General features: G+C 63.7%; 7 protein-coding genes. 6 read left to right on the top strand and 1 reads right to left on the bottom strand.

Going from position 1 to position 15,057, the window contains the following annotated elements; all coding sequences use genetic code 11:
- Positions 1-757 precede the first annotated feature (757 nt).
- The 6 genes from Ani05nite_RS15615 (at position 758) to Ani05nite_RS15590 (ending at position 13,880) form a co-directional block, all read left to right on the top strand.
- On the top strand, positions 758-3,598 hold the full coding sequence (locus Ani05nite_RS15615; RefSeq protein WP_203769002.1) for a DUF1156 domain-containing protein: 2,841 nt from the start codon (positions 758-760) through the stop codon (positions 3,596-3,598).
- A complete protein-coding gene (locus tag Ani05nite_RS15610) occupies positions 3,598-7,014 on the top strand; it encodes a DUF499 family protein (RefSeq protein WP_203769001.1) in 3,417 nt (1,138 codons plus the stop codon). Before Ani05nite_RS15615 ends, Ani05nite_RS15610 begins: the two co-directional genes overlap by 1 nt.
- The gene (locus Ani05nite_RS15605; protein WP_275410553.1) at positions 7,014-8,528 is read left to right on the top strand and encodes an ATP-binding protein; all 1,515 of its coding nucleotides are present in this window, start codon (positions 7,014-7,016) and stop codon (positions 8,526-8,528) included. The genes Ani05nite_RS15610 and Ani05nite_RS15605 overlap by 1 nt, the downstream gene beginning before the upstream one ends.
- Complete coding sequence (locus tag Ani05nite_RS15600; RefSeq protein WP_203768999.1) at positions 8,525-9,505, top strand: PD-(D/E)XK motif protein; 981 nt, start codon at positions 8,525-8,527, stop codon at positions 9,503-9,505. Before Ani05nite_RS15605 ends, Ani05nite_RS15600 begins: the two co-directional genes overlap by 4 nt.
- Before the next feature lies 1 nt (position 9,506).
- Positions 9,507-12,590 carry a Z1 domain-containing protein gene (locus Ani05nite_RS15595; protein ID WP_203768997.1) on the top strand — a complete coding sequence of 1,028 codons (3,084 nt, stop codon included), beginning with the start codon at positions 9,507-9,509 and terminating at the stop codon, positions 12,588-12,590.
- 795 nt (positions 12,591-13,385) lie between these two features.
- Positions 13,386-13,880: a very short patch repair endonuclease gene (locus Ani05nite_RS15590; protein ID WP_239130011.1), complete on the top strand. Its 495-nt coding sequence runs from the start codon at positions 13,386-13,388 to the stop codon at positions 13,878-13,880.
- On the opposite strand, the gene Ani05nite_RS15585 is transcribed toward Ani05nite_RS15590, so the two are convergent.
- Positions 13,833-14,939, bottom strand: coding sequence for a DNA cytosine methyltransferase (locus Ani05nite_RS15585; RefSeq protein WP_203768995.1), 1,107 nt, complete (start codon positions 14,937-14,939; stop codon positions 13,833-13,835). The genes Ani05nite_RS15590 and Ani05nite_RS15585 overlap by 48 nt on opposite strands.
- Between the last annotated feature and the right edge of the window lie 118 nt (positions 14,940-15,057).

Genomic DNA, 15,057 nt, shown 5'->3' with positions numbered 1-15,057 from the left:
GTGCATGTCGTTAGGTGCAGTACACGGCATCCGCACAGCGATCACAGGAACACGGGCATGACGCCGACTCGGCCTCACTGCCGAAGCAGAAGATTAGGGCCCGAATGAATGTAGGAGCACAGGTAAAGCTCATGAGCAGTGGCAACGTTGCTGCAGCCTCGTCGAGCGATCCCGTCCGCTGGCGGCTCTAGACCGTCCGACCGTCCGATAGTTGGATGGTCGCAGCGGGCAGGAGGGTTCCCTGCGGCGGTGACAGGAAGCCCTCTCTACTCCCGCGGAGGCGCCGAGACCTGACCCGGCTTTGCCAGCGGCGATTCCACCATTCGTGGGCTCGCTTGGGCTGATGATCGATGTAGGAAAACCGTATGTGCGGATACCGCTGTTTGCGTTGATATGGATACGATCGACCGCACCGATGGCCCAGTTGGGGGGAGTGGGGCCACCGTGAGAATTTTTTCGTTGCGGGGTGTCACTTGAATTAACGCGAGGTTCGGTAGTGGTCGTCTGGAATGAAGAAGGGCTGGTTCAGACCGCGGACGAACTACTCGTGCACGTCCGACGACAGGGACGATCCACGATTTGCACGGGCCCCGCCCAAAAGAGGCGCGCAACGGAGGCCTCGGAGCGCGGGGACAACATATAGCCGGGCGCCGCGCGGCTCCACGAAAGCGCGCCGTCCTCACCGCCCAACTCCGAGCGACCTTCGGAGGTGGCAACTAGCATCAGAGCAGCCGAGCCACCACAGGAGTCAAAACGCATGACGACGACGCCCGACGCCCGGATCCGCAAGAAGCTGATCGAGGTGTCAATCCCGTTGGAGGACATCAACGCCGAGTCCGCCCGGGAGAAGTCGATCCGCCACGGCCACCCTTCGACGCTCCACCTGTGGTGGGCGCGCCGACCGCTCGCTGCAGCACGCGCCGTGCTCTTCGCGCAGCTCGTCGACGATCCCTCGTCGAACCCCGAGCTGACTGAGGAGCAACAAAAGGTCGAGCGTGAGCGGCTGCACGGGATCATCCGGCGACTGGTCAAGTGGGAGAACGTCAACAACGAGACCCTGCTGCGCCAGGCGCACGAGGAGATCCTCAAGTCCACCGGTGGCAAGCCGCCGGCGATCCTCGACCCGTTCGCCGGCGGCGGCACCATTCCGCTCGAGGCACAGCGGCTTGGCCTCGAGGCACACGCCTCCGACCTCAACCCGGTAGCCGTGCTCATCAACAAGGCGCTCATCGAGATCCCACCGAAGTTCGCCGGCAAGCCGCCGGTCTTCCCGGGAGCGGCCGAGACCAGGCTCGGCGTGTGGCCGCGCGCAACAGGCCTGGCCGAGGACGTACGCCGCTACGGCGCTTGGATGCGCGAGCAGGCCAAGGAGCACATCGGTGACCTCTACCCCGACGCGACCATCCTCGACGAGAAGACCAAGAAAAAGACCAAGGCGACCACGATTGCCTGGATTTGGGCTCGCACCGTCACCTGCCCCAACCCGGCCTGCGGCATCGAGATGCCCCTGGTCCGCTCCTGGTGGCTCAGCAAAAAGAAGGGCAAGGAGGCGTACGTCGTCGCGACAGTGGTCGACGATTCCAACGCCCCAAGCGGGCGCCGTGTCGAGTTTACGATCGGACATGAGCCCAAGAAGGGCCCGACTACACACAATGATGGCACGATGACGGCGGCGCGCGGCGCCACCTGCGTCGCTTGCGAGTCGTTCAGCCCGCTCGCAGAGATCCGAAGCAGCGCACTCGCGCAAGGATACGGGACCCGGCTGCTCGCTATCGTTGCGGAGGGAAACCGACGACGCATCTACGTACCAGCTGCGCCGGACCACATCGCCGCCGCTGGCGTACGGGCACCCGATAGTCTGCCCGGCGGTAAGGTCGCTGAGAACCCGCGCTGGTTTTCGCCGCCTCAGTACGGCCTGACGAAGTTTTCGGACCTGTTCACCAATCGGCAGCTGGTGGCGCTGACGACGTTCAGCGATCTCGTGGGCGAGGCGCGGGAGAAGGTGCTGAAGGACGCCGTCGCCGCGGGGCTCCCGTCGGGTGTTCGTCTCCCCGACGGAGGCACCGGCGCCGAGGCGTACGCCGACGCAGTCGCCACCTACCTCGGCATGGCTGTGTCGAACACGGCTGACGATCACTCATCACTGGTCTCGTGGCGATCGAGTCACGGCACAGGTGCGACACGATCAACATTTGCGCGGCAGGCGCTTCCCATGGTATGGGACTACGCCGAGGCGAATCCCCTGTCGGGCACTGCTGGCGACTTCAGCAACACGATCCCTGGGATAGTCGCCGTTCTCGAACGAGTGGATCCGACGGTCGGTGCCGATGCGGAGCAGGCGGACGCCGCCACGCGAGACTTTACGGGTGTTGTCGTCTCGACCGATCCGCCGTATTACGATAACATTGGCTATTCGGACCTCTCCGACTTCTTTTACGTCTGGCTACGGCGTTCGCTGCGGGACGTCCATCCTGAACTCTTCGCCTCGATGCTGGTTCCGAAGGCTGAGGAACTGGTCGCCAACCCATACCGCCACGGTGGTCGCGACGGTGCGGAGAAGTTCTTCGAGATCGGATTCGAGCACGTCTTCGCGCGGGCTCGGAAGCATGCATCCGAGGACTATCCGGTTACGGTCTACTACGCGTTCAAGCAGTCCGAACTACAGGCTGAAGGCATCACCAGTACAGGCTGGGCCACGATCCTGGAGGGAATGATCCGCGAGGGCTGGGCGATCACCGCCACCTGGCCAGTGCGATCTGAGCGCAGCGGTCGAATGATCGCCGTAGGCACGAATGCTCTGGCCTCGTCGATCGTCCTCGTGCTCCGCCCGCGTCACGAGACGGCGGGTCAGACGACTCGGCGGGGATTCCTCGCTGCTATGCGGCGCGAACTGCCCGACGCGCTGGAGAATCTGCGTCAGGGTTCCGTCGCGCCGGTGGACCTCACGCAAGCCACGATCGGCCCCGGCATGGCGGTGTTCTCCCGATTCACGCGGGTTGTAGAAAACGACGGCAGCGACATGAACGTGAAGGCCGCGCTCCGGCTGATCAACCAGGCCCTCGACGAGGTGCTCGCCGAGGGTGAGGGCGACCTCGATCCCGATACCCGCTTCTGCCTGAAGTGGTACGAGCAATACGGCTGGGGCAGGGGTCCGTTCGGGGCAGCCGACCTGCTCGCTCGTTCCTACGACACGTCGGTGCGCGGTGTCGCTGATTCGGGCGTACTGACGCAGGGCGAGGGCATTGTGCAGCTTTTAGCGCCAGCGGACCTGCCGCCGACGTGGAACCCGCTCACCGATGCCCGGATCTCGGTCTGGGAGGTGATGTGCCATCTCGGCCGGGTGCTCTCGGCCGAGGACGGCGGGCTGGAGCCCGCGGCGAGGCTCATGTCCCTGGCGGCCACGCGACCCGAGATCGACGTCGAGGCCGTGCAGCGGTTGGCGTACCGGCTGTACGAAATGACCAAGACTTCCCGCACAGACGACGCACGACTCTTCAACCTCGTCGGTGGGTCGTGGACAGATCTGACCGAGGCCGCGAGCCGCGTGCAGGTTCGGTCTGAAGTGCAGACCGAGCTCGACTTCGGGAATGAGGGCTGATGGCGAAGAGCAACATCGAGGTTGTGCGCACGGCGCTCGAGTCGCTGTCCGCGGTCCTCGATCCGTACATCGAGCAGGTCACTGCGAAGTACGTGCCGGCGGGCAAGGACTGGACGGTGCTCCTCGCGGCGAAGGATAAAGATAAGGGCGTTCAGGGCAAGTCCTACTCGCGTACTGACCCGCAGGACCAGTTCCGGATCATCACCGAGCCGATGTCCTCGCTTGGGTATCTCTTCAACGACCACCTGTCGAGGGGCGAGCAGGGGTTCGTGGGCGAGCTGCGCAGCGTGCGCAACGACGTCGCGCACTTCAAGCCCTTTTCCCCCGACGACGCGGTCCGCGCGCTGGACACGATCGAGCGGGTGATGCGAGCGATCGGAGCGGTGCGTGAGGCCGATGCGGTCCGTACCTCCCGGCTCGACATCCTGCGCGGAAGCTTCGAGCAGCAGACGCGCAAGGCGGTGCGCGAGGCGATCGCTCTGCCCGGCACACCGGATGCGGAGCTGCCGGCGTGGCGCGAAGTGCTCAAGCCGCACCCGGACGTGGCGTCGGGACGGTACAACAATGCCGAGTTCGCCGCCGACCTGTACTCGGTTGCGGTACAGCGGAACGCCGCCGGTGAGTACCAGGATCCGGTCGAATTCTTCCGACGCACCTACCTCACCGACGGGCTCAAGGAGCTTCTGCGCCGGGCGGTGGACCGGATCTCCGGGTCGAAGTCGGCCAATCCGGTCATTAACCTGCAGACCACGTTCGGCGGTGGCAAGACCCACTCGATGCTTGCGGTGTGGCATCTGTTTTCCGGTCGAGCGCTGCACGAGTTCCCGCAAGGCGTGCAGGAGTTGTTCGCCGACGAGCACGCCGAGGTGCTCGGCCGGCCGGTGCGCAAGGCCGCACTTGTAGGCAACGAGATCCCGCCGGGTACGCCGTCGAAGAAGCCCGACGGCACCGTGGTCAACACCTTATGGGGCGAACTTGCCTGGCAACTCGGTGGCGCGGAGGGGTACGAGATCGTCGCCGAGGCCGACAGGACCGGCACCAATCCCGGGAACCTCCTGCGCGACCTGTTCGCCAGGTTCGGGCCGGCCGTCGTGCTGATCGACGAGTGGGTCGCATACGCCCGCCAACTCCCGGACGACTATGACAACAACGGCCCCCACGCGCTTCGAGTGGCCGCGGGCCTGTTCGAGACTCAGTTCACCTTCGCCCAGGCGCTAACACTTGCGGCCGAGAACGTGCCCGGTACCCTGCTGCTCGTCTCCGTGCCGGCGAGCGAAGGCAAGAGCCCCGGGGCCGGTGAGGGACGCGAAGCCCACGCGAGCAAGGCCAGCGACCTGGAGGTGGGCGGCCAGCGCGGCCGCGACGCCCTGGAGCGCCTGGACAACGTGATCCGCCGAGTGGCTTACCAGTGGACGCCCGCGACACGTGACGAGTCGTATGAGATCGTCCGCCGCCGATTGTTCGTGGAACCGGACGCGAAGGCGCTCTCGTCCATCGCGGCCGCGGCGCGGCGGTTCACCGACTACTACCGCCACCACCAGAAGGAGTTCCCCACAGGGGTCGGGGAGTTCGAGTACGAGTCGAGGATCAAGGCGGCCTACCCGATCCACCCTGAGCTGCTGGACCGGCTCTACTCCGACTGGTCGACGCTGGAGAAGTTCCAGCGCACGCGGGGCGTGCTTCGTCTCATGAGCCACGTGATCCACCAGCTCTACCAGCGTCAGGATCCTTCACCGTTGATCATGGCGGGCTCCGTTCCGCTCGATGCTCAGCCTGTACGGTCGGAGATCGTGCAATACGTCGGCAACGCATGGGACGCGATCATCCAGGCCGAGATCGACGGTGAGAACGCCGTCGCCCGTACCGTCGACGCAGAGCGCCCTGTGCTGAAGGACCGGTCACTCGCTCTCCGTACCGCCCGGGCGATCTTCATCGAAGCTACGCCTACGCTTGACGCTGCGCTCAAGGGCAGGGACCGCAAGAGCATCGCCCTAGGCATCGCCATGCCCGGCGATGTTCTGGGCAACATCGGATCGGCGCTGGACGGGCTCCAGGAGAAGTCCTCGCATTACTACACGGAGGATGGACGTTACTGGTATGACACCCAACCCTCGCTCAACCGGCTCGCCGCCGAGCGTGCGGCGCAGCTGTCGACTCCGGCCGTAAACGGCGAGGTAGCGACCCGGCTCCGCCGGGTGTTCAAGGGCTCCACTGACGTCATCGCCGAGGTTCTGCACCCCGAGTCCTCTTCCGACGTTGATGAGGCCGACTACCTGCGCCTGGTCGTGGTGCCGCCGCAGTACACACACAACGGCAAGGACAAGGAATCCAGTGCCTCTAAGTGGGTGCACGACTTGCTGCGACAGCGCGGTAATGCCCCACGCACGAATGTGAACACGATCGTCGCGGTCGCCGCGGACGATAAACAGTGGGGCACGCTCGAGTCGGCGGTCCGTTCGTATCTGGCCTGGAAATCGATCTTCGGTGAAACCGCACGACTCGACCTGACCCAGTCCGCTGCGGCGCAAGCGCAGTCGATGCTGGAGACCGCGAACCGAACGGTCGACGATCGCCTGGCGCATACCTGGATCTGGGGGCTGCACGCAGTGCAGGACGACCCGCAGGCGCCGTTCGTCGTCGGACAAGTACGCGCAGACGGGCAGGAGAAGAACCTCACCAAGCGCATCGGCGTCAAGCTTGCCTCAGTCGACGCCGCCCACTCCTACATCGCGAACCGCGTCGTTAGGTTGGACATCGAAGATTTCCTACGAGCTCGGTGGACCCGCGGTTTCATCAGCTTCACCGAATTGTGGGCCTACTTCTGTCGCTACCCGTACCTGCACCGGCTGCGGGACAAGTCCGTCCTCGTCAGGGCTCTCGAGGAGTCGCTCCTGGACGCGGCCTTCGCGGACGCGGGGGTTGCCCTGGCGACCGGTTTCGACTCGGCGACGGGCGACTTCCTCGGGTTGGCCGTCCCGCTGGAAGACACGGAGTTCGGACCGTTCGACGACAAGACGCTTGTCGTACGCCCCGACCTCGCGATCACGCAGCGGCAGCGTGAGCGGGTGAAGCCTGAGCCTGAACCTGGGCCGGCACCCACTCCTAGTCCTGGTGCCGGTCCCGGCTTTACAAATACACCCGGTCCTGCGCCCACGCCTGCCCCACGCAAGATCATCGCCAACGCCACATACTCGCTCAGGCACATCGTCGATCCCGGCGGAGACATGACCACCAAGCTGCAGACGATCGCTCAAGAGGTCCTAGAGCTTCTGCGCAACGCCAACCCCGACGTCCTAGACATCACCCTGACTGTGGATGCACAGAAAGCAGTTGGGTTCGACGAGAACACTGTTCGAGCTGTGAAGCAGAACTCTGAAGACCTCGGGCTTACGCACGGCGCATTCAAGGATCTGTAATGGGCTCGGCGTCCATACCCCAGCCCGTCGGTTCGCGAGTCGTCCCTCCCGATCCATCGATCACGTCGGCCATCGGCCGCCACCACACACTGGTCACTGCCGTGGCAGACGTCGTGGACAACAGCATCGATGCCGGCGCTAGCCACGTCATGATCAGGTTTCTGATGGACGGTGCACGCCCGGTCGGCCTGCAGGTCATCGACAACGCCTCTGGGATGGATTCGGCGGGCATCGACGACGCGATGACCTATGCCAAGAAGCGGGAGTACAAAGGCCGCGATCTAGGGCACTTCGGCATCGGACTCAAGGCGGCATCGCTCAGCCAAGCGAACACACTGGTGGTGTGGTCGAAGCGCTACGGCTCACCGCCGGTCGGACGACGACTGCGCCGGGAGACGATCGACACCGGGCCCGTGGTCGAGGAGTTCTCCACCGTCGACGCCGGCGAGCGTCTCGCCAACGCCAACGTCGAGTTCGCAATCGACACCGGAACGATCGTCGAATGGGAGGGTGTACAGACGTTCCTCACCTCATCGAGCGAAGACGAGCAGAGAGCTTGGACGAGCAGGACCACCCAAGAGCTGGTCAATCACCTCGGGCTCGTCATGCACCGGATCGTGGAGCGGGGCGACCTGTCGATTAAGGTTCAGACCTTCGACGTAGGGCTGGGCATCGGCGGTCCACCACGACAGGTCACCGCCATCGACCCGTTCGACTATCGCAGTCTGGGACACTCGGGCTACCCCAAGGACGTTCGAGTGGTGGTCGGTGACGCCGCCGGGACCGCACACCTGCATATCTGGCCTCATTGGGACAAAGGACTGGGCTTCGTGCAAGGCGGACGGTCGGCGAGCGAGTCCCAAGGGCTCTACATCTACCGCAACGATCGGCTGCTCCAAGCGGGCGGATGGAACGGCTTGGCGACTCCTCATGCCGACCTCGTCTTTGCGCGGGTTGCCTTTGACCTGACGGTGGATATGGAAAGCCACGTAACGATCAACCCCGAGAAGATCGGCACCACATTCGACGACGAACTGCGCGGCGCCTTCGCCCGCGCCGGCGACGGGAAGGCGCTCGCGGCGTTCCGGGAAGACGCGAAGCACGCTGCCAGGTTCGCTCGGCAGCGGGTCGCCTCACCCATCGAGGCGCCGATCCCAGGTGATGGACTTCCCGGCCAGGTGAAGGACACGTTCGCCACATATACCGAACCGAACGACGCGACTCCGATCGACATCAGGTGGAGTCTCCTTCCCGATGATCAGGTTTACGACATCGACGTCGAGAGGCACCGGCTCGTCCTGAATGCGAGATACCGCTCCGTTATCGCCGGGCGCCAGAGCCTGGACATCAACGACGCGCCATTGTTCAAGGGCCTCTTACTCCTGCTCCTGGCGGACCACTTCGTCGGCACCGGTAGCGGCGCAAGAAAGAAGCGCGAGAGCACGGCGTGGCAGGCCATCCTGCTGGCCGCGATCCAGGCACAAACGCGCAAGGAGAGAGACGGTCGACCATGAACGAGCCGTTGTCAGAACTGAATCCGGACACCCTGGAGAAGTACTTCCGCAGCGGGACAACGACTGCCCATCGTGTCAGCGCATCCCCGGACGTCATCATCAGGATCGACGGCCCCGGACAAAAGATCTCACTGCTGACACCACACACCGGCATGGTCCAGGACACGGCTGAGCTGAAGCGCGTCAGCACCGGACTCGAGACGCACAACGGCCAAGATTGGGCCCGCTTCACGGTCGATGCGCGCAACATGTTCGTCGAGGCGTACGGTCTGATGCTCTCCGTCGTCCAGGCGATGCACGGTGGCGCGACCTTTGCAGCGGCAACATCGGCGGCGATGACGAACATGAAAGCCCTGCTCGCAGCCAAGCCGCGAATCTCGGAGGAAAAGCAGATCGGGTTGGTCGGCGAGCTCCTGCTGTTCCGGGCGCTGTTGGACGCCTACGACGAGTACACGATCATCGACTGGTGGCTGGGTCCGCTCGCTGAAGAACGGGACTATGCTTTCCCGGCGTTCGATGTCGAGGTCAAAACCACTCTCGGCGAGTCGCGGATGCATGTGATCCACGGAGCCGGGCAGCTCGAACCGAGCCCGGGCAGGCCCCTCTGGCTGGTATCCATCCAAATTACGCGGGCCGGTGGCGATCCCAACGGCATCGCTCTCCCAGAACTGATCCAGGAGATCCGCGAGCGGCTCACTACGACTCGGGACCGGTTCATCACCTATCTGATGTCGGCAGGATGGGAAGACGACGACGCTGCGATGTACCCGACGTCGTACATCTTTCGCACGACGCCAGCGGCCTACCTGGTGGACGAGGACTTCCCCGCAGTCACGCCCAGTCGCCTTCACGCCATCGTTCCGCATAGCAATCTTGTCAGTGCCGTGAGCTACCGTGTGGACGTCTCCTCGCGCACGCCGGGAGACCCGGGCGAGCCGCTTAGCGGATTCATCAGTACTCCCTCGCAGGAGGCTTGACGTGACCGACCAGTACACCGACGCGATCGTGAGCGTCGTGCGCAGCATGACCAAGAGTGAGCCCAAGCCGATGCTTAAACGCGTCCGGTTCGAGCTGGAGGACGCAGGTGTGTCCGACAACTACTCTGAGAAGGACCTGGTCGCTGCGGTTACCTCGACCGACGTCAACAGCCCCGCGCGCTATGAATTTCACATCCAGCTCTCCAAGTGGGACGCCGTGCGCGACCCGACCTGGGTTGCCGGCACTAATGCGTACTCGCAAGAGCGACGGGACGCTATCCTCGGCGCTCTCGGCTTCTCCGACGAGGCGCAGCTTACGATCAACCACGCCTTCCAGGTAAATCTCTCCGGCGCCGTCGTGATCTCCGGTAAGCCGGCCGACTGGGACCCCTGGTACGAGGTCAAGCCGGATCGCTCGTTCTACTGGGACGGGTACCGAGGCGTGCTCGAGGCGAAGGGCTGGGACGCTGACGCGATCAGCGAGCTCAACCGCACCACAGATGAGGTTGTGAAGCGTCTCGCGGACCCCACTCGGGAGGACCCCTATCAGTCAAAGGGACTGGTCGTTGGTCACGTACAGTCCGGCAAGACCGCAAACTTCACAGGGGTGATTGCCAAGGCGATCGACGCCGGGTACAAGCTGGTCGTCGTTCTCACCGGCACCATCGAGCTTCTTCGTGGACAGACCCAGCGTCGCGTCGACATGGAACTCATCGGTGAGGAAAACATCCTTGGTGGCGTGGACCGTAACAACCGTGAACTCACAGCTTCCGTCGACTACATCGGCGACGGGGACGTCGACTGGGCTGAGGGCAACTTTGTCTCCTACGGCAAGGACCCGAAGGAGCTAGGAATGCCCGGCATCCGCCGGCTCACTGGGGCAAAGGACGATTACAAGCTGCTCAAGGCCGGACTAGGCTATCTCGACTTTCGCCAAACCGACCATCTCGTCGACCCTGCTCGACCGCTGTACGACCCACAGAACCTCTACCGGCCGGATATTCGGATCGCCGTCGTGAAGAAAAACTCGACGGTGCTGAAGAAGCTGGTTCACGACCTCCAGTCGGTGAAAACCGACCTAGGCGAGATTCCCGCGCTCATCATCGACGACGAGGCCGACCAGGCATCGATCAACACGACTCGGCCGAAGAAGGACTCGCCGGAGGAGAAGGAACGCACCGCGATCAACCGCCTGATCGCACAGCTTCTCAGCGAGATCCGACGTGCCCAGTACGTGGGCTACACCGCAACGCCGTTCGCGAATGTGTTCGTTGACCCTGAGGATTCCGCGGACATCTTTCCGAAAGACTTCATCGTTAGCCTCCAACCGCCCCCGGGATACATGGGCGGCGGGGCCTTCCACGACCTCCAACGGGATATGTCAGGGGAAGAGGGCGAAGAGGCCGAGGAGAGGACCTACGCAAACTCGAACGAGAAGGCTTACGTCCGTTCACTTCTTGCGGGTTCGGACGACACCGAGGCCCGCAACACTGAACTGCTCGCGGCCCTGGACGCGTACGTGCTATCGGGTGCAATCAAACTGCACCGGGCCGCATTACTCAACAAGCCTAAACTCTTCCCGCACCACACGATGCTAGTCCACCAATCAGTCAAGACGACCGAGCACGCATGGCTCGCCGGCGACATTCGTCGGGTCTGGGCATCGGCGGGTTACGACCTCCCCATGGGGCTCAAGCGTCTCCAGGATCTGTGGAACACAGATTTCCGACCGGTGACGGAGGCTCGCGTCCCCGAGGAACCGGGCATCTCCAGGTTCGGCGACCTGATCCCTCACATCGGCCACGCCGTGGACAGAATCCAGGAAGGCGTCAATCCCGTCGTTATCGTCAACGGCGTCGCAGAGAAGGACTACCTCCAGGCCGATATCAACTTCCAGTCCGGCAACGTCTGGAAGATCCTCGTCGGCGGCACCAAGCTCTCTCGCGGTTTCACCGTAGAGGGCCTGACGGTCTCTTACTACACTCGACGCACGGTCGCGGCCGACACACTCATGCAGATGGGCCGCTGGTTCGGATACCGGCTGCACTACGGCGACCTGGTACGGCTGTATATCGGCCGGAATGTGCCCGGGCCGAGAAAGACCGTCATCGACCTGTACAAGTCGTTCGAGGCAATCGTCCGTGATGAGGAGGACTTCCGTCAGGAACTCCGCCGCTTCCAGGGTTTCGACGAGGACGGCCGGCCGCTCGTACGCCCGATGGATGTACCTCCGCTGGTCTTCCAGAGCCTGCCGTACCTCAAGCCGACCAGCAGCAACAAGATGTACAACGCTGAGCTCACCGAGCAGGGCGAGGGCGGCAAGGTCGTCGACTTCAACCAACACGGCGACCACGACAACAAGGTGAATGAGGATCACTTCGAGGCCGTTCAGCCGTTGCTCGACGCTGCCGACACCAAGGGCCAGTTCTTCTACATCAACGAGGCCGGCCTGCCCCGACCCTGGAACGCTCGCTACGGAGTAGTCAGTGCTGAGGTTCTCATTGACATCATCCGCAAATTTAGATGGGCGAGCAACTTCAAGTTCGGTCCGTATCTCGCATTCATGTGCAAGGCAATCACAGAGGGCACCCTCAAGGATTGGGCTATCATTGTGCCCGAGCTTGACTCACTGCCGACCAGAACCGTCGCTGGCAGAGACCTCAGGATTATTCGGCGTTTCCGTCGAACAGACCGTCCTTGGCAGTTCTCGGGTTCTTCGACACGCCAACGCGATGCGCTGGTGGCGATCTCCGGGGGGATCGACGCCGAAACCGTTGACCAGAATGGTGAGATCGCATCGGCACTCGAGTTGCCCGAATTCAGCCACGTCAAGGAGCTCAAGGTTGCCACCCGTGGAGCGTTCTTGCTCACATTTGCTGGCGACAGCACCTCCGTGCGGTTCCATGATGCACAGGGCAGGACCGACCCAAACAAGCTGCCCAACCCGACAGACCCGAAGAATATCGCGACGCTCTTCTCGTACGCCCTCCCGCTGGGGTCCGCGCCAGCTGGTCGCATCGCCTTCACCGTGCGCCGCAAGGACCGCCCCGACGACGCGATCGTGGACAACGATTTAGGCCACTGATATCGCCCGCCGGGGGTGGCTTCAGGTGATCGTCACAACACCTGTCCAAGGGGATTGCGTCGGGGCCGCTCACGACGCGATTCGGCATCTGGATGACGATGTTGGGCCCTTCATGCCGGGGACCGGATCGACCCCACCCTGGCAGTCAGTCAGACCGTCGATCGCTCGACCCACGGTGCAGACGTCGAGCGATGGGCCTGCAATGTGGCGCCCTCAAATGGTGTTCCTGCAGGTAGTCCACGAGCCCCGACGGCTGTCGGCATTAGGAAACCGTTGCTCTATACCCCGAGCTACGATGGCGCGATGGGTATGTCACCCGACTCACTGCTGACCAGCGGTGACCACCGGTACCTGGCAATGGCCCACCGTGACCAGGGGTGCCGTCTACGGGATGATCCGGCCGGCGGAGCGCATTCGGAGCAGGGCGATCACACGCTGGCGGGCCGGCTGGCTATCCGTGCCCAACTGTGATCACAGCCGCCCATCAGTGACAACGGGTCTCCGAGCGCCTCCCAGCCTGTGCCCCTCGGAACTGAGGCAGCCGCCGTTTGAAGATCACACCGGCAGGTGTTGTGCATCAAGATCGCACCGGAAGCAGTCTGGGCGCAGTGACCCCATCGAGGCATGGGATCGGAGTCGGTGGTGTGCGGGAACTCGTCATGGCCAACTGTCCGAGGGTCCCAGTTCGGCGCGGCAATGGGTGGTTCTTCGTGCCTGCTCCGATCCGTTGCGGCGAGACCCGGGGGGTAAAGTTGTGTCAGGCAGAGAGGTCGATACTGAGGCAGATCCGTGTGGATGAACCGCACTGAGTTGCAGGAAACCCAGACGCCGCCCGCCATGGTTGCGTCTTCCGCCCAGGTGTCCGAGCGGATGAGCCGGTTGCCGCGCAAAGATACGACACCGGAACTGGCGCTGCGCCGGTTGCTGTTCGCCAGCGGCCTCCGATATCGCGTGCATGAACGGGTAACGGGGATGCCGCGTCGGACCGTCGACATATCGTTCACGCGGGTACGGGTCGCGGTCTTTGTCGACGGATGTTTCTGGCACGGTTGCCCAGATCACGGCATGACGCCTAAAGCGAATCGGGACTGGTGGTCCCGGAAACTGGACGGAAACCGTAGTCGGGACGCCGAAACCTCTGCCCACCTTTCCGCTCTCGGGTGGGTGGTTCTTCGGTTCTGGTCGCATGAGGAGCCCGACGCCATGGCCGAGTCCGTAAAGGCGTGCGTACTGTCGCGTCGCCTAGCTCTCGGCCTCAAGCCCGTCCGCCGGGCGCGTGGATTGACGTGAACGGCGCTCCATCGTCTTGATCGTCTTGCCAATGTGTTCGGCGAGCAGACTGGGAACGGCGTTTCCGGCCTGCAGGGCCATCTTCTCTACGCCGCCGTGAAGCCGCGCGCCTTCGTCGAAGGTCTGCAGAAGCATCGCCTCGCGCAGCGTGATGGCGCGATGCTGTTCGGGGTGGGCGAACCGCCCCCTCGTGACGTTGGTGCAACCGGATGTGAGGGTGGGTGCGACCCGATCCCACCACATCCTGCCGTAGATGTCGTAGTGGCCCTTGTGGTCTTTGTGGCATTCGAGAACCAGGTGGGCGGGCAGGTCCGCTCGACCCTGGCCCTCTTTCAGCGAGGCCAGGCGTTGCAGGGCCAGGTCACTGTGTCGGCGGGCTTTATGGAATTCGTCCGTCGGGTCCTGTTCTCCCGAGGCCAGCGCCGGAAGGCATTCGATCGTGTCCCGTACCGTGACGAAAGGTAGGCGCTTCTTCAGGCCCATTTCGTTGTTGCCGGTGGTGCTATGGGTCGGATAGGGCAATTCGGGTTCCGTCACGCGGCTTCCGATGACGAGGACCCTTCGCCGTCGTTGCGGGACGCCGTACTCCGCCGCGTCGACCACGGCCTGTTCGAATCGGTAGCCCAGGTCTGACAGGATCTTCTCGAAGTTGTCATAGTAGGGGCGCCAGCGGCCCTCCACCAGTCCTGGGACGTTCTCGAACGCAATGTGTCGCGGGTAGAGTTCCTCGACCAGTCGAAGGTACTCGTATATGAGTTCCCGACGCTGCTCGTCGTAATCCAAGGGTTTGGCGGCGCGGCGGAGTACGGTGAAGCTCTGGCAGGGCGGGCACCCGAAAAGCAGGGTGAGCTCGCCGCGGCGCAAGCCGGCCGAGCCAACGATATCCTCACCGCGGACGTCGCGGATGTCCTTGACGATAGGCGCGATTCCAACGTTCAGGGTGAATGCGGTGGCGGCGTCCTCGTCGATCTCGACGGCTCCGACAGTGCGGAATCCGGCCCGGTGGAAGCCCATCGATCCACCGCCGCAGCCGCAGAACAAATCCACGACGGTGTGCACCCGCGATCCTCCCGTCTATGCCCGCCAACGCCGGTATGGATTAGGACCATAGCGTCCCCGGGCCGGTGTCGTACAGGCATCTGCCGGCGCGTCGTCCGCAAGGTGATGTCCGCCGCAG

This window comes from Actinoplanes nipponensis (assembly GCF_016862275.1).
Classification (GTDB): domain Bacteria; phylum Actinomycetota; class Actinomycetes; order Mycobacteriales; family Micromonosporaceae; genus Actinoplanes; species Actinoplanes nipponensis.
This window is presented reverse-complemented; position numbering and strand designations above follow the sequence as displayed.